The 23,273-nt window shown below is 55.8% G+C and carries 21 protein-coding genes; 3 read left to right on the forward strand and 18 right to left on the reverse strand.

What is annotated here, in order from left to right:
* Window positions 1-77: 77 nt before the first annotated feature.
* A complete protein-coding gene (gene sthA, locus ABYP39_RS07470; RefSeq protein ID WP_372781843.1) occupies window positions 78-1,475 on the reverse strand; it encodes a Si-specific NAD(P)(+) transhydrogenase in 1,398 nt (465 codons plus the stop codon).
* A gap of 179 nt (window positions 1,476-1,654) precedes the next feature.
* Here sthA and ABYP39_RS07475 point away from each other — a divergent pair, with 179 nt between their 5' ends.
* Window positions 1,655-2,278: a methyltransferase gene (locus ABYP39_RS07475; RefSeq protein WP_372781846.1), complete on the forward strand. Its 624-nt coding sequence runs from the start codon at window positions 1,655-1,657 to the stop codon at window positions 2,276-2,278.
* Here the strand turns inward: ABYP39_RS07475 and ABYP39_RS07480 are convergent.
* Window positions 2,275-2,478, reverse strand: a complete 204-nt coding sequence (locus ABYP39_RS07480; RefSeq protein WP_372781848.1) for a GDCCVxC domain-containing (seleno)protein — start codon at window positions 2,476-2,478, stop codon at window positions 2,275-2,277. The two genes, ABYP39_RS07475 and ABYP39_RS07480, sit on opposite strands and share 4 nt — an antisense overlap.
* 68 nt (window positions 2,479-2,546) lie before the next feature.
* Between ABYP39_RS07480 and ABYP39_RS07485 the strand changes: the two genes are divergently transcribed.
* Window positions 2,547-3,068 (forward strand): phosphatase PAP2 family protein, encoded by a 522-nt coding sequence (locus tag ABYP39_RS07485; RefSeq protein ID WP_372781850.1) that lies wholly within the window; start codon window positions 2,547-2,549, stop codon window positions 3,066-3,068.
* Window positions 3,065-4,093 carry an MJ1255/VC2487 family glycosyltransferase gene (locus tag ABYP39_RS07490; protein WP_372781852.1) on the forward strand — a complete coding sequence of 343 codons (1,029 nt, stop codon included), beginning with the start codon at window positions 3,065-3,067 and terminating at the stop codon, window positions 4,091-4,093. The genes ABYP39_RS07485 and ABYP39_RS07490 overlap by 4 nt, the downstream gene beginning before the upstream one ends.
* Before the next feature lie 224 nt (window positions 4,094-4,317).
* Here the strand turns inward: ABYP39_RS07490 and ABYP39_RS07495 are convergent, their stop codons facing one another.
* The 16 genes from ABYP39_RS07495 to ABYP39_RS07570 form a co-directional block, all read right to left on the reverse strand.
* Window positions 4,318-6,030, reverse strand: coding sequence for a GNAT family N-acyltransferase (locus ABYP39_RS07495; RefSeq protein WP_372781854.1), 1,713 nt, complete (start codon window positions 6,028-6,030; stop codon window positions 4,318-4,320).
* 56 nt (window positions 6,031-6,086) lie between these two features.
* A complete protein-coding gene (locus ABYP39_RS07500) occupies window positions 6,087-6,923 on the reverse strand; it encodes a UDP-2,3-diacylglucosamine diphosphatase (RefSeq protein WP_372758613.1) in 837 nt (278 codons plus the stop codon).
* 159 nt (window positions 6,924-7,082) lie between these two features.
* The gene (gene plsB, locus ABYP39_RS07505; RefSeq protein WP_372781856.1) at window positions 7,083-9,575 is read right to left on the reverse strand and encodes a glycerol-3-phosphate 1-O-acyltransferase PlsB; all 2,493 of its coding nucleotides are present in this window, start codon (window positions 9,573-9,575) and stop codon (window positions 7,083-7,085) included.
* An 87-nt stretch (window positions 9,576-9,662) separates the two neighbouring features.
* Window positions 9,663-10,844 (reverse strand): multidrug effflux MFS transporter, encoded by a 1,182-nt coding sequence (locus tag ABYP39_RS07510; protein ID WP_372758615.1) that lies wholly within the window; start codon window positions 10,842-10,844, stop codon window positions 9,663-9,665.
* An 85-nt stretch (window positions 10,845-10,929) separates the two neighbouring features.
* On the reverse strand, window positions 10,930-12,132 hold the full coding sequence (locus tag ABYP39_RS07515; protein WP_372758616.1) for an acetyl-CoA C-acyltransferase: 1,203 nt from the start codon (window positions 12,130-12,132) through the stop codon (window positions 10,930-10,932).
* Window positions 12,133-12,160: 28 nt separating this feature from the next.
* Window positions 12,161-12,949 carry an SDR family oxidoreductase gene (locus ABYP39_RS07520; RefSeq protein WP_372781858.1) on the reverse strand — a complete coding sequence of 263 codons (789 nt, stop codon included), beginning with the start codon at window positions 12,947-12,949 and terminating at the stop codon, window positions 12,161-12,163.
* An 85-nt stretch (window positions 12,950-13,034) separates the two neighbouring features.
* Complete coding sequence (locus ABYP39_RS07525; RefSeq protein ID WP_372749970.1) at window positions 13,035-14,225, reverse strand: acyl-CoA dehydrogenase family protein; 1,191 nt, start codon at window positions 14,223-14,225, stop codon at window positions 13,035-13,037.
* 11 nt (window positions 14,226-14,236) lie between these two features.
* The gene (locus ABYP39_RS07530; protein ID WP_372781860.1) at window positions 14,237-15,394 is read right to left on the reverse strand and encodes an acyl-CoA dehydrogenase family protein; all 1,158 of its coding nucleotides are present in this window, start codon (window positions 15,392-15,394) and stop codon (window positions 14,237-14,239) included.
* A gap of 21 nt (window positions 15,395-15,415) precedes the next feature.
* Window positions 15,416-15,949 carry a YfaZ family outer membrane protein gene (locus ABYP39_RS07535; protein ID WP_372781862.1) on the reverse strand — a complete coding sequence of 178 codons (534 nt, stop codon included), beginning with the start codon at window positions 15,947-15,949 and terminating at the stop codon, window positions 15,416-15,418.
* 36 nt (window positions 15,950-15,985) lie between these two features.
* Window positions 15,986-16,870 carry an SDR family oxidoreductase gene (locus ABYP39_RS07540; RefSeq protein WP_372749127.1) on the reverse strand — a complete coding sequence of 295 codons (885 nt, stop codon included), beginning with the start codon at window positions 16,868-16,870 and terminating at the stop codon, window positions 15,986-15,988.
* Window positions 16,871-16,998: 128 nt separating this feature from the next.
* On the reverse strand, window positions 16,999-18,147 hold the full coding sequence (locus ABYP39_RS07545; protein ID WP_372781864.1) for an acetyl-CoA C-acetyltransferase: 1,149 nt from the start codon (window positions 18,145-18,147) through the stop codon (window positions 16,999-17,001).
* A 150-nt stretch (window positions 18,148-18,297) separates the two neighbouring features.
* A complete protein-coding gene (locus ABYP39_RS07550) occupies window positions 18,298-19,347 on the reverse strand; it encodes an acyl-CoA dehydrogenase family protein (RefSeq protein WP_372781866.1) in 1,050 nt (349 codons plus the stop codon).
* A gap of 95 nt (window positions 19,348-19,442) precedes the next feature.
* Window positions 19,443-20,615 carry an acyl-CoA dehydrogenase gene (locus tag ABYP39_RS07555; protein ID WP_372749124.1) on the reverse strand — a complete coding sequence of 391 codons (1,173 nt, stop codon included), beginning with the start codon at window positions 20,613-20,615 and terminating at the stop codon, window positions 19,443-19,445.
* 129 nt (window positions 20,616-20,744) lie between these two features.
* A complete protein-coding gene (locus ABYP39_RS07560; protein ID WP_372781868.1) occupies window positions 20,745-21,500 on the reverse strand; it encodes an enoyl-CoA hydratase family protein in 756 nt (251 codons plus the stop codon).
* Window positions 21,501-21,517: 17 nt separating this feature from the next.
* On the reverse strand, window positions 21,518-22,633 hold the full coding sequence (locus tag ABYP39_RS07565; RefSeq protein WP_372758553.1) for an NAD(P)H-dependent flavin oxidoreductase: 1,116 nt from the start codon (window positions 22,631-22,633) through the stop codon (window positions 21,518-21,520).
* A gap of 88 nt (window positions 22,634-22,721) precedes the next feature.
* Window positions 22,722-23,273 (reverse strand): CoA-transferase subunit beta (locus ABYP39_RS07570; protein ID WP_372781870.1); only part of this gene is annotated, 552 nt, incomplete at its 5' end.

Genomic DNA, 23,273 nt, shown 5'->3' on the forward strand with positions numbered 1-23,273 from the left:
CGTTCATATCCAGCCGTCAAGAACAAAAAAATGAACACTGTCACGTAGTTGGCGATTGCGGGCACCAGGACCACCTTTTAGTTTTCGCAGGCTAGTCTGTTTATGCCATTTAAAGCGGCCGTTCGATACGCTTCAGCCATCGTCGGGTAGTTGAAAGTCGTCGTGATGAAGTAACGTAGCGAGTTGCCCTCACCCTTCTGTTTCATAATAGCCTGTCCGATGTGGACAATCTCTGCGGCTTCGGCACCAAAGCAATGGATGCCCAGTATCTCTAGGGTCTTGGTATGAAAGAGCAGTTTCAGCATGCCCACGGTTTCGCCGCTGATCTGGGCGCGGGCGGTATCCTTGAACAATGCCCGACCTACTTCGTAGGGAATACGGGCTTCGGTCAGTTCGCGCTCGGTTGCGCCAACAGAACTGATTTCGGGCAGGGTATAGATACCCGTAGGCACATCATCCACAAAACGGCACTGCTCTTTTCCGCGCGCCGAAGCCGCTGCCGAGCGTCCTTGGTCGTATGCGGCGCTGGCCAGGCTGGGCCAGCCAATCACATCGCCTGCAGCGAAAACCCCTTCCACGGATGTTTCATAATGCTCGTCTACGGCCAGTTGCCCCCGGTGATCAGCTTGCAAGCCTATACTGTCCAGCGCGAGCCGGTCGGTATTGCCGGTACGGCCGTTACACCACAGCAGAGCATCACCGCGCAGGGTTTTGCCGGATTCCAGTACCAAAGACACACCCCGGTCACTGGCGTTCACGGCGGTGTATTCCTCCCGGTGACGAATCATGACCCCCAGATGACGCAGGTGGTAACTAAGGGCATCGGAAATTTCGTCGTCGAGAAATTCCAGCAGGCGGTCCCGGGTGTTGATCAGCTCAACCTTGATACCTAACCCGGAAAAGATAGACGCGTATTCACAGCCAATAACCCCGGCGCCATAGATCAGTATTTTGCGGGGGGTATGCTGCATACCCAGAATGGTATCGCTGTCATAAACGCGGGGGTGATTGAAGTCGATATTGTCGGGGCGATAGGGGCGGCTGCCGGTTGCGATGACAACCTTCTCAGCGGTCACACGTCGCTCGCGACCTTCACGGGTCACCATCAGGGTATGGGCATCGTGGAAACGCGCCACACCCGCAATCACTTCAATGCGATTGCGCTGGTAGAACTTGCTGCGCAACGCCACCTGCTTTTTGATAACGTCGTCCGCCGCTGAAAGCAGGCGCGGGAAAGTGACCGTGCGCGGATCACCCAAATCGCGAAATATTGGGTTCCGATTAAAGCGCATGACCTGCCGCACCGTATGACGCAGCGCTTTTGATGGAATGGTCCCCTGATGGGTACAGGCACCACCCACCCAGGATTGCTGTTCGATTATCGCAACGCGCTGATCATGCTTAATGGCATTCAGGGCAGCGCTTTCGCCCGCCGGCCCACTGCCGATAACGAGCAGATCGTATTGTTTTGTCATTCAGGTCACCCCAGGATTGATCATTCTACACAGGCGCTAGCGCGCCAAAACCCGTCAATCCCCCCCAAATGTCCGGCGACTAGACCAGACTGGCGCCAGTTTACCTCAGTTGCGCACCAATGTGACCGGGACTTTTACAGCAAGCGCGGGTACACTGCCCCGCTTTTGCGAGCCAAGCCATGCCTTCAGAACGCAGCCCTCACATTCGCGAAGCCTACGGCGTTGTCAGCCTGAGCAGTCGCCACCCGGAGTTGCGCCGGCTGAAATCGCAGCAAGACGAGCCCTCTATTCACGGCAACAAGCTGTGGGGCGCCTGTTACCTGCTGATGGACTACCTGACAGAGCGCCCACTGGAGCGCGGCTGCAAGGTGCTCGACCTTGGCTGTGGTTGGGGCTTAGGGGCCATCTATTGTGCAAAAACCTTTGGCGCACGGGTTACCGCCCTCGACGCCGACCCTGCGGTGTTTCCCTTTCTCCATTTACTGGCCCGACACAACGGCGTAGAGATTACCGAGCAGGTAAAAAGCTTTGACCAACTGAGCTCAGACGAGCTGGCGGAATACGACGTTATCATCGGTGCGGACATCTGCTTTTGGGACGAGCTGGCAGAAGAAGTTCAGAAAGTGATAGACCTTGCAGTTAACGCAGGTGTAGGCCAGATAATTCTCACCGACCCGCAGCGCCCGCCCTTTAATGAAATGGCCGACTACTGCGTGGACACGCACTACGCGGAACTCTTTCAAGTGGAAGTGAATACGCCTCGCCGCTTCACCGGTTCCGCCCTCGTCATCGAAAACCGCTAATCCGCGTCTGGTGTTTGCGGGGCCCGGCATCCCAGGGAGCCGTAGCTACAAAATACACAGCATTGGGGTGGACGCACACTCGACGCACACGCCGGGCAGGTCCACAGGGCAGGCCCCCGCCCAGCCGGACGCCGCTCAACGGTTTTGAAACCGCACTGCGGACACTGCACTACACTTCGGCTGCCTTCCAGAGCCGTCATAAAACAATCACATTTCCGTCACAAAGTGGAAACGCTGCCGGCGCAGACTCCCAATTGAGGAGAATGCCATGCAGATACTGACAACACTGACACAATACGACACGCGCATGTTCCTTTGGTGCGTTAATAGTCGCCACCAGGCCATGTTAGCGAGAACTGCGCGAATGATCTCACGCACGGGTGATGGCTATCTACAGATTGCACTGCCTGTTGCACTGGCACTGGTCGCCGCTGAGCCCGGACGAAACCTGCTGCTGGCCACGCTGCTCGCCTTTCTGGTAGAACTGCCAATTTACTGGGTACTGAAGAACAGTTTCCAGCGCCGACGTCCACCAGACGCCATTCCCACATTTTCCAGCGTCATCACCGCATCTGACAAGTTCAGTTTTCCGTCCGGTCACACCGCTGCGGCCACTCTGCTGGCCACGCTGGTTTATCTGTACTTTGGCATGGCCGCCCTGCCGCTGATGGTCTGGGCCGCACTGGTGGGTGCTTCCCGGGTGATTCTCGGCGTACACTTTCCGACCGATATTTTGGCAGGCGCAACATTGGGTGCGAGTATCGCTCTGATCAGTTATTCACTGATATGAAGATTCTCTACGGCGTGCAGGGCACCGGCAACGGCCATATTAGCCGCGCCAGGATGATGGCCAAGCACTTTGCCGCACGCAACACCCAGGTCTACTACCTCTTCTCTGGTCGCGATCCCGAGCGCTATTTCGATATGGAAGCCTTCGGGAATTACCAAACCCGAACCGGACTCAGTTTCGCCACGCGCAACGGAGCAATCAGCTACTGGCACACGCTAACGGAAAGCCATCCCGTTCAGTTTGTACAGGAAATCCGAAATCTCGATGTCAGCGGCTACGATCTGATCATCACCGATTTCGAACCCGTTACCGCCTGGGCCGGAAAGCTAGCCGGCAAACCGGTCATTGGCATTGGCCATCAATACGCCTTCCATCACAACGGCGTACCCAGTAGTCAGCGCTACTGGCTTAGCCGCGTCATCATGCGTTGCTTTGCGCCGGTTAGCTTTGGGCTGGGCTTGCACTGGTCTGACTTCGGTGGTCCCATCATGCCCCCCATCATCAACCCGGAAGTTGAAGGGAAAGCAGGCGACAAGATTGTTGTCTACCTGCCCTTTGAAAACCAGCAGACGGTCACCGCCCTGCTGATGCAGTTGCCGGAGTACCATTTTGTCCAGTATTCACCCGAGCTTGAAGACAACCAGTGCCACAATGTGCAATTGCGTAAAACCAGCCTGGCGGGCTTCAAGCGGGATCTCGCCAACAGTCGCGCCGTAATTTGCAATGCGGGCTTTGAATTGATCAGCGAATGTCTGCACATGGGCAAATCGGTGTTGGCCAAACCGGTACTGGGCCAAGGAGAGCAGGACGCCAATGCGCTCGCCCTGCGACAGCTAAAGGTTGCTGATACGATTGAGTCACTTGATCTAAACGCCATTCGCCGCTGGCTGAACAACTGCCCCTCCCGACAGGCCATCATCTATCCCGACGTGGCGGAAGCACTGGTGGATTGGGTACTGGACGGCAACTACAACAACCCGGACGCGCTTGCTCGTCGCCTTTGGCAACAAACTAGCAGTGCCTGATCGAAGCACTTTCGCGCGCTCCCCAAAGCAAAATAGCGGACCTCACGCAAGCACAGTACTTGCCGCTGCGCCGCAATTAACCGCCGCGTGGGAGCCACCCCTGCAGGCGAATGTGTAAATTCGCGTGAAAAAAAGCCAGCGTACTCCCCTTCCCTGGACAATACGCTGGCCATCACCTCAGTCCACCCCTTATTGTTATTGTTTTTATCTATGCCCGATTGCGCTCAAGCCGATCCCAGACTCCCCTCAAGATAGCGGCGGCGTCTGGCGGGTTTCATTTTGTGGATATCCACCATCACCAAGCCGTCAACGCAATCTGCAAAGTCTGGATCAATATTGTAGGCGGCGAATTGCACGCCACCGGGCTCACACAACTCTGAGTACTGTTTGTACAGTGGCGGTATACTCGTCCCCAGCGCAGCCATCTGCGCCTTGAGCTCGGCAAACTCCGCTGTGTAATCCGCACCGGAAAAATAAGCTCCGCCCTGAGGCTCATAGGGCAAGCGGGCGTTTACCCACTGCCCCTGAGCAGGGAAATGCTTGCGATAGAAATCAATCATCAACTCACGCGCCGGCGCTGGTAATTCATTGCTGATGCTGACCGGGCCAAACAGATACCGCACCTCGTCAAAGCGCTGCAGGTAAGCACCCACACCCTGCCAGAGGTAATCCAGTGCCGCTTTGCCCCAGTATTGGGGCTGGACAAAACTGCGTCCCAGTTCGACGCCCTGCTGCAGGTAGCGCTCTGCCTCTGGCGAAAACTGGAACAGGCTTTGGGTGTACAGAGGCTGTTCCTGTGTCAGTGCCGCACAGCGTGCCAACCGGTATGCACCCACCAGCTCCAGCTGATTGTCGTCCCAAAGCAGAATATGCTCGTAGTAGGTATCGTAAATATCGATATCGCGGCGCTTACCCGTTCCCTCGCCCACGGCGCGAAAACTGATTTCCCGTAAACGACCTAACTCACGCATAACCGGGCTATCTTCACTGGCACGGTAACAATAGATTTCCATACCGTCGCGCGTGGTGCCCAAACGCTCACTGGCGCGCAGAGCCTGACGCAAAAGGCGGCGGTCTTCCGGATGCGCCACCGATTGCATCTGCGGTAGAAAGTGCTTTTCTGCGCGCTGTTGCCGTGCACCCAATTTATAAACATGACGCCTGAACAATTGCGCTTTGGCGCGCTGATTTAAGGGTAAATCACGATAGGATTGAGCCTCCACCACAGGACCAATCGACATTCTGGCGGTGCGGTGATGCTGCTTAAACATTTCCCGAATCAGCCAGAGCGTCGAAAGCGGTTTGGCCAACAGCGACAAAGCATAAAAGAACAGTGAATTACGGGCGTTGATATGAATGGGCAAAATCGGCGCATCAGTTTTACCCGCAAAGCGCAGAAATCCAGTTCGCCAGCGGCTATCGCGCACTCCGTTTGCACGCAGTCGTGAAACTTCCCCCGCCGGGAAAATAATCAGCGCACCGCCGCTATTAAGATGGCCTTCTATATTGCGTAGATTCTGCTTGGGGGTGTTGCCGTTCATGTTATCCACGGGCAACAGAAGTGAACGTAGGGGTTTGAGGCTATATAGCAACTCGTTGGCCACCACCTTCACATCGGGCCGCACCTCACTGATTAATTTCAGCAGGGCTAGACCATCCAGACTGCCGATGGGATGGTTTGCCACGATGACAACTTTGCCTGACACCGGAATCCGCTCTCGCTCCCATGCCTTTACGCTATAGTCAAAGTCGAAGTATTCCAGCGCCTTGTCAACGAAGTCGATGCCGCTAAGGTGCGGGTAATCCTTTTCAAACTGTTTGAATTCGCTCTCGTGAAACAGATAGCGAAACAGCGTCGCCAGCGTATTGCGCAGATGCGGATGCTTTTCGGCAATCCCTGGAAAACGTTCACTGATTACCGTATCTACACAGATCATGATGCCATGTCTCCTGACAGCTCGGCTGAACTACATTTATTCACTACACTCATTCACTAAACAGCCGGTCGCAGCGGGATAACTGCTGCCTGGTGCAGATCAACCTGCGAATCAAATTCTTTCAAGATGCGCTGCTTATCGCTCCAGTGCAGCAGCTGCAATTCACCTTCGCTGGTTTCAGTGAGCGCACTGCAGCTTTCAATCCAGTCGCCATCGTTGCAGTACACAATGCCGTCGATCATGCGCATACCGGGCTGGTGAATATGGCCGCAGATCACGCCATCCAGACCACGACGCGCCGCCTCTTGCGCTGCAGCCTCTTCATACACCTCAATTACCTGGCGTGCGTTCTTGACCCGTTTTTTGATATAGGTCGCCAATGACCAGTAACCCAGCCCCATTTTTTCCCTGAAGTAATTGCCCCAGCGATTGAGAAACAGCAACAGGTCGTAGGCCATGTCGCCCAGCAGGTGTTCAAAACGGTTAAGCCGCATATGGGCGTCGAGCACATCACCGTGAAACACCAGAAGCTTTCGGTTATCGGCGGTGGTGTGAATTACCTCGTGTTTGATTTCCACCGCGCCCAGCGTTTCGCCCACATGGTCACGCATGGGTTCGTCATGGTTTCCGGGGATATAAACTACTCGTGTGCCACGACGAGATTTTTTGAGAATGGCGCGGATAACATCGTAATGTGCGGCGGGCCAGAAAAAGCGTCGTTTCAACGCCCACAGGTCGATCACGTCACCCACCAGATACAGGGTTTCGCATTCCACGGTGTTGAGAAAGTCCAGAAGATAATCTGCCCGACAATCCCGGAAACCCAGGTGTATGTCGGACAGCCACACCGCTTTATACCGCAGCTTGGATTCATTCAAGAGCTTTGGCTCCATGTCTTTACACGGTGCCAGAGTAATCAGGTCAGGTGACGGAGAAAGGACAGTTTAGCGACAGTTTTGTTACTGCCAGTTGAACGGAGAAAATAAGAACTGATCTAAATAGATGCTCCGCGCCAAGTGCCAGACGCGGAGCTCCACAATTTACAGCGCCGGTTAGATGCCCTCTCCGACCATTTCTTGCAACGACAGGCGCGGGTCGCGAATCAATTGCTGCATCCCCTGCTGCACTGCAGGCCCCAACAACCAGACCCACTGCTCGGCAAGCTCCTGCAAGCGCGGGTTTACCACCAGCAGCGCTTTGTCCTCATCTTTTTGCTCTTCCAGCAAACCTTGGTCAATCAGCGCATCAAGGTAAATCCGGAATAGCGTTTTGTCGAAATACTCCGGAGCTTCTCGGCCCGTAAGAATCGCCAAGCGCTGCGCCAGATAAATAATATGCTGTTCAATGGCCGAACGCTCTGTCGGCTTTTCGCTCAGCTGATGAACCAGCAATAAGCTGGACATGGTATAGCGCTCGAAGGCTTCGCGCAGCAGCCGACCCAGACCAATCAGCGCGCTGTATTCGCTGGTACCCATTTCCGGCCGCACCAGCTTCTCGCCTTTGCGATGCAATAAACCCAGTGTGACCATAGCATCTATCAACTCCCGCACTCGCTCATCTGCTTCACGTACTGGCCAGTGGAGAAACAGTTCACGCTTCAAGAAGGGATAGAGGCCCACACAGCGGGCAATCAGATCTTCTTCACTAATGCTGGGGTTATGGCGCAAAAAACGGGCAATTAATGAAGGCAACGCAAACACATGCATCACCGAGTTACGGTAGTAAGTCAGCATGACCGCTTCGTTGCCGGTTACTGTAATTATCGGGCCCCAGGCGTGATCGATGCGGGATAAGCCCGCCGTGCGCGCAGCTGACTCAAAAATTTCTTTCGCCGTCATCTCCGGCAGTACAACATCAGCGCTGTAGGGCAAGGTGCGAATCAACGCCAGAAAGCGGTCGATCTGTGCCAGCAATTCATCTTCCGCCATGGCTCGCTGCGGGCTGGACAACAAAATGGCTGCCACCAGGCCAATGGGGTTTACCACCGCCGCCTGATTAACCCGTTCCATCCCCATTCGCGACAGTCTTTCTATCGCCACCGGCAGCCAGGTTTTGTCCTCTGCCTGCAATTTGGTGCGCCACTGCGGCTCGAGCCGGTTCAGGGCTTCCGAGAGTACGATGGGCTCGCCAAACGCAACGTGGGGGCTACCGTAGGAGGATTTAAATATCTTGCGCGCTTTCAGCAATTCGCCCGCAGACTCTTTTTTCTTACTGGCACCGCGCAACTCCTTGGCGTAACTACCGCCTTCGACTAGCTTGTCGTAACCCACATACACAGGTACCAACGCCGCCGATCGGCTGGGCTGCGCCAGAAAGCTTTCAACAACCATCGACAGCATACCGCGCTTGGCTGGCAGCAATCGTCCGGTGCGGCTACGCCCACCTTCAGGAAAAAATTCAACGGGGTAGCCGTGACCTAGCAATACATCGAGGTAGGCTTTGAACACTGCCGTATACAGTGGCTGGCCTGCAAAACTGCGGCGTATATAAAAGGCGCCGCCGCGGCGCAGCAGACCACCTGCCGGCCAGAAATTAAGGTTTACCCCTGCCGCGATATGAGGCGGTACCAAGCCGTTGACGTAGAGGGTGTAGGAGATAAGCAAGTAATCGAGGTGACTGCGGTGCGACGGCATGTAAATCACATGGTATTTATTTGCCGTATTACGCAATCGGTCCACATTGTAGGATTTAACGCCGCTGAACAGTTTGCGGAAAACCCAACTCAGTACGATTTCCAGCACACGAATCATACGTGGATCAAAGTTTGCCGCCACTTCGTCTGCCATTTTACGGGCGCGTTTGCGCGCCTGATCACGGCTGATATTTTCGTTCTGGCTCTCCTGCTGAATCGCCTCTCGCACGGTCGGACGGCGCAAGGTGGCACTGATCATCTGCTGGCGAGACAGCAGGCTGGGGCCCAACGTGGCCGTTTTTTGTCGCAGAAAATGGAAGGACAAGCCGCGATGAAACAGCTCGGCGGCGCGCAGCCGGTTCGGCTGCCGCTGCAGAAACTTGTTAAAATCCAGTGGCTCGGCAATATTAACCAGCACCGAACGCCCCTGCACCAACATCACCAACAATTTACGCAGGCCGCCGGCAAATTCTGCATCACCGATCAGCAGCTTAAATAAAGAGGTTTCACTGCCCGGATCGCGCCCCCAGAACAAAGACACCGGCACCATCTGCAAGGCAGGCGCCTCACCATCAAGCCCGAGCTGGTTGATTACATCCAGCAGCTGCACTGGCGAGCGTTCCTCATCCAGCTTCGCCAGCACCGGAAGATAAAGGCAGGTTGCGTGGGCTCCGTCCGGCAGTTTTCCAGAAGGCGCATTGATAACGGGCAGATCATGTTCTCGGCACAGGCGCTCCAATACAATGCGATCAGACCAGCTATGTTGCCGCAGCACATAGCACACCGGCTGGTCATCCAAGCGCGCGCGCAAGGCGTCGAGGTTTTCTGGAATAATCTGGGGTTTAACCGCCCACAGTACCGGTCGCATCAGCAACCGAAATAGATAAAACGCCATTCGGCGCAGCCATATCATCGAGTTTCACCCACTCAAACCGGTTTTAGAATAATTACTTACTTGTACCAACTTGCGGTAGCGCCAACCCGTAAGCATAGCAGAGAGTTAGCGCACCCGTTCGCGCAACAGCCAGAACCCCACCGCCGCAATCAGACCACCAAGCATCATCGTCAGCGCCATTGGCAGGGCCGTGCCATCGAGCTGTTTGCCAACGAAAGCGCCGGCAAGTGCCGCCGTTCCCATCTGCAGAAATCCCAACAGCGCACTGGCTGTTGCCGCCATATGGGCGAACGGCGCCAGCGCCACCGACATCGCCTGCGGCATGGTAATGCCTACCGCCGCGGTATAAAACACCATCGGAATAACCACCGCCAACGGATGGTGCCACCCCAACCAACTTAACAGACCCATCACACCTGCCGCCACACTGCCCAACAGCGCACCACCGATCATCACCGGTACCGGATCAAGCCGGTGCATTCGCGCCGTAAACAGACTGCCGCCGATATAACCGGCCACAATTAACATAAACCACCAACCAAAATGTGCTGGCGAAACGCCCATAAAATCGATCAGCACAAAACTGCTGCCGGAAATAAAGGCAAAGGCCCCGGAATAAAGCGTCGCAATACCAGCCACCGACACCAGAAAATGCCTATGGCTAAGCAAGTGGCGATAGTTACTGAGAATGGTTGATAGGCGCAGGGCCGTTGGCGCCGGCAGGGTTTCCGGCAGGACCAGCCAGACCAGCACGAGGGCCAGCAAACCGTAGCCTGCCAGCACCCAAAAAATAGAGTGCCAGCTGGTAAACGCCAGCATCCAACCACCCAACAGGGGTGCCACCACCGGCGCCAGTGCCATGATGGCCGCCATGTAACCGAGTGCCTTGGCCGCTTGACTGGGACCATAGATATCCCGAGCCATGGCACGTCCCAGGGTGGGCCCAACACAGGCTGAAATTCCCTGCATAAAGCGCCAGAAAATCAGTGATTCAATCGTTGTAGAAAGCGCGCAGCCAACACAGGCCACGGTAAACAGGCTAATACCGCCCAGCAAAATCGGCTTGCGGCCGTAGCGGTCGGCCAGCGGCCCGCACAGCAGATGAAAGGTCGCAAACCCTATCAGGTAGGCGCTCAGCGTCCATTGCACGGCGGGCAGCGTGGTGTCGAAATAGGCGACCAGCGACGGCAGGGCCGGCAGATACATATCCGTGGACAGCGGGCCAAAGGCGACAAAAGCCGACATCAGCAACAGGGTCCAGCGCGATTGTGGGTCGAGGGTTTTCATGCCGTTCCTGGAATACAGGCGTCCTGTTCAACACCGGGAAAGAAAAACGGGGCCCTCAGGCCCCGTTTCAACAAGGATGCCTATTCTACAGCACTTCGAACAGACCGGCAGCTCCCATGCCACCGCCCACACACATAGAGACGACAACATATTTAACACCACGGCGCTTGCCTTCGATCAGGGCGTGGCCAACCATTCGGGCACCGCTCATGCCAAAGGGATGGCCGATAGAAATGGCGCCGCCATTAACGTTCAGCAGGTCGTTGGGAATGCCCAGCTGATCGCGACAGTAAAGCGCTTGGCAGGCAAACGCCTCATTGATTTCCCACAGACCAATATCACCCACTTTCAGGCCGTGGCGCTTGAGCAGTTTGGGAATGGCAAATACCGGGCCGATACCCATTTCTTCGGGCGCCAGACCAGCCACCGCCATACCGCGGTAGGCACCCAGCGGCTGCAGGCCTTTCTTTTCAGCCAGTGAAGCTTCCATCAGACACACCGCAGATGCACCATCGGACAGCTGGGAGGCATTACCAGCGGTAATGTGTTTGCCTTCCTTGATCAGCATGCCATCTTTAAAGACAGGGGCCAGACCCTGCAGGCTTTCCAATGTGGTGGACGGACGATTACCTTCGTCTTTAGTCAGCGTGACCTCTTCGTAGGTGGTCTCTTTGGTTTCCTTGTTGAACACCGCTTTAGTGGTGGTCAGGGGAACAATCTCGTCATCGAACTTGCCTGCTTGCTGGCCAGCAGCTGTACGCATCTGGCTCTGATAGGAAAATTCATCCTGCGCGTCGCGAGAAATATTGTAGCGATCCGCCACAATCTCGGCGGTTTCGATCATCGCCATGTGCATGTAGGGCGTGTGATCAGTAACCGCTTTGGATACATTGCGGTAGCCGTTTTTGTGCTTGTTCTGGGTCAGCGAGATAGACTCCAGACCACCGGCCACTGCGATATCAATCTCGTCAGTCATAATCGCCTTGGCGGCATAACCAATGGTCATCAGGCCAGACGAACACATGCGGTCCAAAGAAGCACCAGAAACAGTCACCGGCAGACCTGCCGCCATCGCACTCAGGCGCGCAATGTTGTAACCCTGTGAACCCTGCTGGGCCGCCGCGCCCATCAGTACGTCGTCTACCTCACCACCTTCAATGCCGGCACGCTCTACCGCGTGACGGATAACATGGCCACCCAATACCGGAGCGTCGGTATCATTGAACGCGCCGCGAAAAGCTTTGCCCATAGCGGTACGGGCGGTTGAAACAATCACTGCTTCTTTCATGGTTGTGCTCCCTTCAAGAGAAAATATGTCAGGCGTGCTGTGAAGAACAGCTGATGGTTTCGCCTGTTAAATAGGAGGAATAGTCGGAGGCCAGAAACATCATCACATTGGCGACTTCCCACACTTCCGCGCCGCGACCATAGGCTTCCCGACCTTCCAGCTCTGCCAGCAGCTCTTCCGGTGCTGATTTTTTCAGCATAGGGTGAACAGCCAATGACGGCGACACCGCGTTGATGCGTACGCCAAAGTCGGCCGCCTCAACCGCCGCGCAACGAGTCAACGCCATCACCCCGGCCTTAGCCGCCGCATAGTGCGCTTGCTCTTTCTGGGCGCGCCAGCCAAGTACCGAAGCGTTATTCACAATGACGCCCGTGCCACGTGTTTTCATAATCTTCATCATGTAGCGGGTCATCCGCATGGTGCCGTTGAGAGTCACATCGATCACTTTGTTCCACTCATCGTCTTCCATATCGATCAGCAGCTTCGATGTACCAAGGCCGGCATTGTTGATCAGAATATCCACGCCACCGAGTTTTTCCTCGGCAAAGTTGATCAGAGCCTGAACGTCATTTTCAATCGCGACGTTACAGGTTTTACCCCATACGTTCTGCAGGCCAGTATCTTCTTTCAGCTTTTCGACTGAAGCCTCTAGGCGACCTTCGTGAATATCGCTGATCACGATGGCGCGGCAACCTTCTTCAACAGCTTTTTTTGCGGCGGCAAAGCCGATACCGGCACCGGCAGCGGCCGTGATCAATACAGACTTGTCTTTCAGCAGGCCGTGGCCGGGGACGTAGGTGGGGTTTTTGATATCCATAACGTTCTCACTTGAGTTTTCGCGGGCAGGGCCCGCTCCCACAATGTCTATTTACTGCGGGAGCTAGCCCTGCTCGCTAATGAATTTACCACTTGGGTTCTTTGGGCATACCCAACCCACGTTCGGCGATGATATTTCGCTGAACCTGGTTGGTACCGCCATAAATCGTATCGGAGCGAACAAACAGGTACAGCGACTGCAAGCGCGTAAGTGTGTAAGGCTCGGCCGCTAATACCTGGCCGGCTTCGCCCTGTACATCCACCGCCAGCTCGCCCAGATCACGGTGCCAGGTGGCCCAGTAGAGTTTGTAGATCAGAGCCTCTTTCTGCAGACTGCCATCGCCGGCGTCGTCTGAAAGCATGCGCATGCTATTAAAGCGCATGATTTTTAGCCGCAGGTAGAGATCGGCAATACGCTGCCGCATCACAGGGTCTTTGTCCGCGCCGCTCTGCTTCGCGACTTTGACCACTTCATCGAGTTCATTTTGGAAAGCCATTTGCTGTCCGAGCGTAGACACCCCACGCTCAAAGCCCAGCAGACCCATGGCCACTTTCCAGCCATCACCGGGCTGGCCAACAATATCCTCGGCATCGCACTGCGCATCGTCGAAGAAAACCTCGTTGAACTCAGAGGTGCCGGTAATCTGTTCAATTGGACGCACCGTCACGCCGGGCTGATCCATCTTGATCAGAAAGAAGCCCAAGCCTTTGTGCGCCTTTGATTCGGGGTCGGTACGGGCAATGACAAAACAGTAGTCAGATTCGTGGGCCAGCGAGGTCCAGACCTTCTGACCATTGATAATCCACTTGCCTTTTGCTTCATCGAAGCGCGCCTTGGTTTTAACGTTTGCCAAATCAGAGCCGGCGCTGGGCTCGGAATACCCCTGACACCACAGCTCAGTACCCGCCACGATCCCCGGCAGGTATTTCTGTTTCTGCTGCTCACTGCCAAAAGCAATAATCGTTGGCCCGGCCAGACCTTCACCAATATGCCCAACGCGACCGGGCGCACCGGCGCGCGCGTACTCTTCGAAGAAAATCACCTGCTGCTCTATAGACAGCCCGCGCCCGCCGTATTCCTTTGGCCAACCAACGCAAGTCCAGCGACCTTCCGCCAGCTTCTGCTCCCAAACCTTGCGCTCCTCCGGGAACATATGTTCGTCGCCGGGGCCACCGCGAAACTTGAGCTTTTCAAATTCGCCGGTCAGGTTTTCTTTTAACCAGAGCGCAATTTCTTCGCGAAATTTTTCATCTTCCGGACTGAAACTCAATTTCATCTTCTACCTCCTCAGTCCAGTATTACACTGGCAACGCGTTCGCGATGATAGGCCGCATTACCCAGCATATGCTCAGAGCCCTTAGCGCGCTTAAAATAAAGGTGCACGTCGTATTCCCAGGTAAACCCTACCCCCCCGTGCATCTGCAATGCTTCGCCGGCATTTTTGAAGTAAGCGTCGGAACAGTAGGCTTTGGCAATACTGGCTGCTTCGCGCAGTTCACCCGCGAGTGGGCCATTTTGCAAAACCTCATCCGCCACACAGGCCGCGTAATAAACGGCAGAGCGCGCCGCTTCAACGCGCAGCATCATGTCTGCGGCTTTGTGCTTGATGGACTGGAAACTGGCGATGGGCCGATTAAACTGAACCCGCTCTTTCGTGTATTCCACGGTGCTGTCGAGCAGCTGCTGGCTGCCCCCCATCTGCTCAGCGGCCAGCGCGATGGTTGCCAGATCCAGCGCTTTATCCAGCACCGGCCAAGCCTCGCCCGCCTGTCCCAGCAGGTTGGCCGCGCTTACTTTCACCTTTTCGAAAGTAAGATTCGCCATTTTGCGGGTTTGGTCCAGCAGCGGCAGGCTGCTACGCGCCAACCCGGCACTATCGGCGGGTACGGCAAACAGGCTCACACCTTCTTCGCCGCTACTGCCTTCAGCGCGGGCAGCAACCAGAATCAGGCCCGCTGTCATACCATCGACGACAAAACTGCTGTCGCCACTGAGCACATATCCATCACCATCAGCGACGTAGGTCGCTGTAATGGCGTCAGCGCCGCGACCACCGCGTTTACCGCAATAGGCCAGTGTCGCCGTTAGACTACCTTCACAAATTGCCGACAGGTACTCGGCTTTCTGTTCGTCGCTCGCCGCCAACAGCAGGGTATTTACACCAAGGCAAACGGTGGAGTAAAACGGAGCACATAAAAGATAGCGCCCCATCTGTTCCATCATCGCCACCAGCTCGACAAAGCCCAGCCCCATGCCGCCAAACTCTTCCGGCACATGGATGGCCTGCCAGTACATCTCGGCACAAATCTGCTGCCAGAGCGCCTCGTCATAGCCCGAATCTTTCGCCATCGCCTTGCGCACGGCTTCGCTGGTGGACACTTCAGCAAGAAACGATTCCGCTGTGTCGCGGATCATCTGCTGTTCTTCAGTAAATACAAAATCCATTGATTGCCTCGGTAAAGGGCATTAGAAGAGCAATTTCAGCTCAACGTATGCGCCGTCCTGAAAATCATAATCCCCACGCACATCTTCCACCTCAATCTCGATGTCAGACAGGCCGAATTCCAGCGCGGAGTTTTCAAACAACATGATTTGGGCACCCACTTTCCAATCGCGGTAGCCGTCCATATCGTCAAACGAGGTCGAAGACGGGCTATAGAAATAGGACGCAACAAAACTGAAAACGTCGCTGGTGGGGATTTTCAGCTCAAAGCCGAAACCCAGACCCGGGCCTTCAAAGGCATCCAGATCGGCGTAGTATCCTTTAACGCCTACCCGGCCCTGCATTCGGCCGCGCTTTCCCACCGCATAAAAACCGGCGTGATAGATCTCTACATCGTCGTCTTCGTTATGATTGGCGCCAATTTCAACTGAGGCCTTTCCATCTGGGGAGTTGGCATTCAGTGAAAGTCCGGCCATATCGTCACTGAAGCGAAAGCTCAGGTCATTTGCCCAAGCAGGTGTTGCCAGTATTGCCAGCAGAAAAAGCGCTCTTTTCATTGTGTTACCCCTGTGCGTTTTAGTTGGTTTCCGGGATCAGGTTCCCCAGACTTTCTGCGCGGGGACTTCTTTTTTCAACAGCTCCTCCATCGCAGAGCCGATTTCCGCGGGCTTCCACTGGGCACCTTTATCTACGCCATCTGTGGTTCGCCAGCCATCGGCAATGCAGATTCTACCGCCTTCAGACTCAAATACACGCCCTGTGATGTGGGAAGACTCCGCACTACCCAGCCAGGCCAGCAAAACGGACACGTTTTCCGGGGCAAAATGGTCAAAACTACCGTCTTCCGGTGGCGCCATACGCTGGGCCATTTCTGGCACACCCATGGTCATGCCGGTTCGGGCTGACGGAGCAACCGCATTGGCGGTGATGCCATAGCGCCCCAACTCGGCTGCCTGATTCAGCGTAAGCGCGGCGATGCCCGCTTTGGCTGCCGCATAGTTGCTTTGGCCAATGGAGCCCTGCAGGCCTGCACCGGAGGTAGTATTGATGATACGGCCGCTGACCGGCTTGCCTTCTTTACTCTGGCCACGCCAGTAATGCACCGCGTGCGAGCTGATACAGAAATGGCCTTTCAGGTGAACCGCCATAATGGTGTCCCACTCTTGCTCGGTCATCGACGCAAACATGCGGTCGCGGTTAACCCCGGCATTATTAAGCACAATATTCAGGTCACCGTAGGTCTCAATAGCCTGCTTTACGGCGTTAAGGCTGTCATCGTAATTGGTGATGTCAGATGTATTAACGATGGCCTTGCCGCCAGCAGCAGTGATCTCATCGACGACTTTCTGGGCAGCAGCTTCATTAATGTCGTTAACCACCACAGCACAGCCTTCACTGGCAAATACTTTTGCGTGAGCGGCCCCAAGCCCCCCACCAGCACCAGTGATAATTGCTACTCTGTTATCCAGAATTCCCATGTTATTTCCTCCGAATGGGTTGTGCTCCCCTCACCCTGTCCCTCCCCCAGTGGGAGAGGGAACCTCACAACGAGTTCAATGCGCCCCCCTCTCCCACGGGAAGAGGGTTGGGGTGAGGGGTAAATTATTTAAAGTCGTTCAATAATGGTGACGTTAGCCTGACCGCCACCTTCACACATGGTCTGCATGCCGTAGCGGCCACCAGTGCGCTCGAGTTCATGTAACAGGGTGGTCATCAGCTTGGTACCGGTTGCACCCAGCGGGTGACCGAGTGCGATAGCCCCACCGTTCACATTGGTTTTAGCGTGGTCGTAACCGGTTTCTTTCAACCAGGCCATGGCCACTGAGGCAAAGGCTTCGTTGATCTCCACCAGATCGATATCATTCATAGTCATGCCCGCCTTTTTCAGCGCGTATTGGGTGGCCGGAATCGGCGCGGTCAACATCCAGATCGGGTCATCGGCGCGCACGCTGATATGATGGATACGCGCACGCGGCTTGAGGTTATAGCGCTTCAGCGCGTCCTCGCTGACAATCAGCATGGCACTGGCGCCATCACAGGTCTGGCTGGATACCGCCGCCGTAACCTTGTCGCAGCCAAAGAGATAGTCCAGCTCAGCCATTTTTTCGAGGGTGGAGTTGCGCGGGGTTTCATCCATCGCAACACCTTCCAGCGGGATAATTTCGCGATCAAAGCGGCCTTCTTCAATAGCCTTAAGTGCGCGCTGGTGAGACTCGAGTGAATACTCCTCGAGGTCGCGGCGGGAAAAGCCCCACTTGTCCGCAATCATCTGCGCCGATTTGAATTGCGTTGGCGGCTCCGCGCCGTAACGGGCAACCCAGCCCTGCGAACCAGAAAACGGGTCTTTGAAGCCCAGAGGTTCGGCGGCCATCATGGCAGAGGAAATCGGTATCTGGGTCATGGTTTGTACGCCGCCAGCCACGATCACATCCTGCGTACCCGACATCACGGCCTGAGCGGCAAAATGTACTGATTGCTGAGACGAGCCACATTGGCGGTCAATGGTGGTGCCCGGCACTTCGTCCGACAGGCCTGCTGCCAGCCAGCAGGTACGGGCAATATCACCCGCCAGCGGGCCGATGGTGTCTACGCAGCCGAAGATCACATCGTCGTATTCGTTGTCGGGAATACCGTTGCGCTCAACAATGGCTTTCAATACGTGACCGCCAAGGTCTGCCGCGTGAACATGGGCCAGACCGCCCTTGCGGCGACCGGTGGGGGTTCTTACTGCATCTACAATGTAGGCTTCTGGCATGACTGCCTCCTGTTTTCCTATGAGGTTTTACCCTCACCTCAGCCCTCTCCCCGAGGGAGAGGGGGCGTAAATTCCATTACGGAGTTCGACCAAGTTCCCTCTCCCTGGGGCGGTGCGACGTTGCGCGAGGGTCGGGGTGAGGATTGTTTTCTAGAAAGTATTCCCCGCACCCAGCTTGGCATCACCCGCCAACACATAATCCGCAACACGCTGCTTGTGAAACGCCGCATCACCCCAGGTATTGGCATACGCCCAAGCGCGTTTCATATAAATATGCAGATCCACTTCCCAGGTGTAACCCATGGCGCCGTGCACCTGGATACAGTTTTTGGCGGCAAGGTTGGCCACTTCGCAGGCAGCCAGTTTGACGTGGCTCACGGCCATGTCGACGTTGTCCTGCGCGTGATCGATGGCATAGGCCGCACGAGCGGCCGGGGCCTTGGCGTATTCCAAGCGATAGGCGATATTCGCCATGTGATGTTTCACCGCCTGAAAGGTGCCAATGGCGACGCCAAACTGTTTACGCTCACTGGTGTACTGCACAGAGATATCCACCATACGCTGGGCCAAGCCCAGTGCTTCGGCGGCAGTACCCAGCGCACCGCCGTTCAATGCACTGGCAATCAGCTGTCGGGCGCTCTCGCCCTCGGCCAGCTTTTCTGCAGCAGCTTCATCAAATTCCACCGCAAACAGTTTGCGCGACGGATCAACCGATTCATTGGCACGCAGGGTCGCGGATTTCGGATCGACTGCGTACAGCACACCGGCCTTTTCCAGAATCATCAGGTCTGCGATATGCGCATCTTCCACGAACACATTCTGTTCCAGCCCCACCATCACCACGGCTTCGCCAGCGGCTATTTTCGGCAGCCAGGTTTGTTGCAGGCTGTCATTGCCACTACTGACGATCAGTGGCACAGCAACCATCGCGGTGTGCACCAGCGGCGCGGGCAGTGCGACATAGCCGCACTCCTGCGCCAGCAATACAAAATCCAGCGCGTTCATACCGAGGCCGCCGAAGTCTTCCGGTACCGTGATGCCGGTCAGGCCGAGCTCGGCCAGTTGCGCCCACAGCTCCGGGCTGCGACCGCTGTCGGTCTCCCACAGTTCACGGATTTTTTCCGGCGTGATTTCGTTAACAAGAAAGTCTTTAACCGATTCCTGAAACAGGAGTTGGTCTTCTGAAAAGGTAAAATCCATAACGTTTCTCTCTCGCCTGAAAGGCTTCGCTTGCAGGGCAAGCTCCCACAATGGCTTACCACGTTGGTGTGGGAGCAGGCCGTGCCCGCGAACAATTATTTCCTGGGCATACCCAGCATTCTTTCCGCAATAATATTGCGCTGGATTTCATTGGTTCCCGCGTAGATCGGCCCCGACTGGGCAAACATCCAGCCATCCAGCCAGGTTCCCACACCCTTTGCATCCGGCGCATGCGGCTGCAGTTCTGCCCGCGCGCCGAGAATGCTCAACGCGGTGGCGTGCATCTGCTGATCCAGCTCGGACCAGAAAATCTTGTTGGTGGACGCTTCGGCACCAATCTTGCCGCCTTTGATCAATCGGCAGGCTGTTTGATAGGTGGTCAGGGTATAAGCCTCGGCGTCCATATATGCGCGCAGCACGGCTTCACGGATCGCCGGGTCGCGATCGGCTGACTCGCGATTGGCTTTATAAAGCTCGACCAAACGCTTTGCCGTTTCCTGAAAGCGGGCCGGCGAGCGCAGCATCAAACCGCGCTCAAAGCCTGCGGTTGCCATTGCCACACCCCAGCCTTCACCTTCGCCGCCGAGGCGGTTTTCCACCGGCACTTTAACGTTGTCGAAAAAGATCTCTGCAAAGCCGGGCAAACCATCCAACTGAGGAATCGGACGCACGGTAATGCCTTCAAGATCGAGTGGCATCAGAATGAAAGTCAGGCCGCGATGACGCTCCGACTCAGGGTCAGTACGAAACATGCCAAAACACCAGTCCGCCCAAACCGCTCGGGTAGACCAAGTCTTCTGGCCGTTAATAATATAGTGGGTGCCGTCTTCACTGAGTTCGGCCTTGGAGCGAATGGCGGCCATATCGGAACCGGCATTAGGCTCTGACCAGCCTTGGCACCAGATATCTTTGCCCGTGGCCATGCCGGTAAGAAATTTCTTTTTCTGCTCGTCGGTGCCGTATTCCATCAAGGTGGGGCCCAGCAGGAAGATCCCGTTCTGGTTTACCCGTAAAGGCGCACGCGCCGCGTAGTATTCTTCCTCAAAGATCAGCCACTGAATCAGGTCCGCACCGCGGCCGCCCATTTCTTCGGGCCAGGTGATCATGCCCCAGCGGCCTTCGTAGAGCTTGGCTTCCCACTCGCGGTGTTGCTGAAAACCTTCTTCGGTATCAAACGTTTTCAGCGGCTCAGCGGGGACGTTAGCCGCTAGCCACTGGCGCACTTCCTGACGGAAGGCGTCGTGTTCTGGTGTGAATGTCAGGTCCATTTACTAACCTCGTTGGTTCAACTAATCGTGCGCGACTCCCTCACCCTGTCCCTCTCCCAAAGGAAGAGGTATGCCCCAGCTTCGATGCGCCCCCTCTCCCTGTAGGCGAGGGCTGGGGTGAGGGGTGTACTAGAAACTGGCGTCGCGCTTCTCGACAAATGCATCCCGCGCTTCCTGGGAATCTTTTGAGGCATAGGCTTCTTGGGTGAAGCCCTGCTCCCAGCGGTATTTGTCTTCCAGATTGCCGTCTTCGATACCGGTCAGCGCCTCTTTGGCGAGCTGTATCATGCGCGGTGATTTCTCCGCGATTTTTTCAGCCATCTCGCGGGCGGTCGCCAGCAATTGATCGCGCGGCACGACTTTTTCCACTGCGCCCAATCGGTAAGCTTCCTGCGCATCAATGCCTTCGCCGGTAAAGTACATGTAACGCACTTTCTGTACCGGGAACATGCGCTGCAGGTGGGCGCCACCGCCCATCGCGCCGCGATCCACTTCCGGTACTGCGAAGGTTGCGCACTCAGAAGCAACGATAATGTCAGCCGCGCCACTGATACCGATTCCGCCGCCCAAAACAAAACCGTGCACAGCCACTATCACTGGCTTTCCGTTACGGTGAATGGCCTTAAAGGTGTCGTAGTTGCCTTTGTTGACGGCGGTGATCTTGCTGGCGTCGGCCTGCAATTCCTTGATATCCACACCGGCACAGAAACCTTTGCCTTCGGCAGCGATAATAATGACGCGCACTTGGTCATTTTTACCCAGCGCTTCAATTTCATTGGCAATGGCAAACCAGCCCGCGCTGTCGAAAGCGTTAACGGGCGGCTTATTAAAGATCATTTCCGCAATACCAGTGTCAGAAATGGTCAGGCTAAAGGGCTTGCTCATGTACTAATCCTCAAAGGTTAAGCTGTGGGAGTCTGCCCTGCAGACGAGCTTTCGCGAGCAGAGCTCGCTCCCACAGAGAAGCGTTGTAGTCCCGCCTCGGCTTCCGCGACGATTTGTGTAATCAGTTCCTCGCAACTCAGCAGTTGATCGATTACACCGGCAACCTGCCCCGAAGGAAGAACCCCTTCGTCCGGCTGACCGTCGACCATCGCTTTCTGGATAATCATCGGTGCGTTCGCCGACATGATGGCCTGGGCCAGAGTGAGATCGCCGGACTTGGTCATTGCCATCGCGGATTTCAGCAGGCCAAACAGACTCGCACCGGTAAATTTGCGAAAGGCCAGACCGTTGCGCAGAGCGATAATGAGTTTTTTCAGGGCACTGGCCGATTCCAGTTCCCTCAAAACCTTGTTCATGATCATTCGCTGGGGCAGACCATCCATTGCGGTCGAAACAACAATCTCGCCGGGATTTTTGCAGTCGATGTAGCGCGCTTTAGTCGCTTCCGGAACAGGGCTTTCCTTGGTCAGCAGAAAACGCGTACCCATGGCAATACCGTCTGCACCGTAGCTCATGGCTGCCAGCAGACCACGGCCATCCTTGAAACCGCCAGCACCTAACACGGGCACCTTGTCGCCAACGGCATCAACGACTTGTGGCAACAACAGCGTGGTGGGGACAGACCCCGTATGGCCGCCACCTTCACCGCCTTGAACGGTGACCGCATCGGCGCCCAGCTCAACTGCTTTGATCGCATGCTTTGGCAGACCTACCGTCGGCATGCAGACAACATTGGCGTCTTTCAGCTTTTTGATAAATTCAGGGCCCGGTGAACGGGAATAGCTGACCGCACGCACGCCGTGCTTGATCACCAGATCAACAATCTCGGCGGCATTGGGCTGGTACATATGAAAGTTCACACCGAAGGGCTTATCGGTAAGCTCTTTCACGCGCAGGATATCGCGCTCCATTTCCTCGGGCGGAATGGTGGCGCCGGCCAGAAAACCAAAGCCGCCTGCGTTGCAGGTGCCAGCCACCAGAGTCGGGTCGGCGACCCAGCCCATCGCGGTTTGGATGATCGGGTATTTGCAGCCGAGTAGGTCGGTGATGCGTGTGTTTAATGGGTTTGACATGGTCATCGCCTAAAAATCTTCGCTTGCACGGCAAGCTCCCACAGTGCCAGTTCATTCAACAACTGTGGGAGCGGGCCTTGCCCGCGAATCAGCTCCGGTCGCCCGGAGGATTGTCTTTCAACTGTTTGCTGCGCAGATCCTGCGGATCAATTTCGCGGATAATCGCCAGCTGTTCTTCTGTCGGCGCCGGTGTAGTCGGTACATTGTCCGGAATGCAGATTTCAAAACCGGTGTTCTCAACCACTTGCTCAACCGTGATACCGGGGTGCAGGCTCACCAGACGGATCTGTTTGTTCGGGCCGCCAAAGTCCATTACACACAAGTCGGTAAAGATCATGCGCAGGTCGATATCGTCGTTGGTGTAGCCCTTGGGCATGCGCTCTGGGTTGTAACCGATGGTGCACACCACGTCACATTCGCCCTCAATAAACACGCGGGTATTGTGCGACGGCACAAAGAATGAGTTGGCGTGGCAAAATGAGTTACCGGGAAAACCACGTGTGCCCAACATTTGCACTTTGGGCTTGTCGTAGGTGCCACCCAGCGCAGAAATATTGCTCTGACCAAAGCGGTCAATCTGGGTGGGGCCGCCGGTAATGTGGCGACGGCCGCTCCACACGTTGTCAAAGATGCGCGAGAA

The organism is Litorivivens sp. (genome assembly GCF_041625495.1).
Lineage (GTDB): Bacteria > Pseudomonadota > Gammaproteobacteria > Pseudomonadales > Spongiibacteraceae > Litorivivens.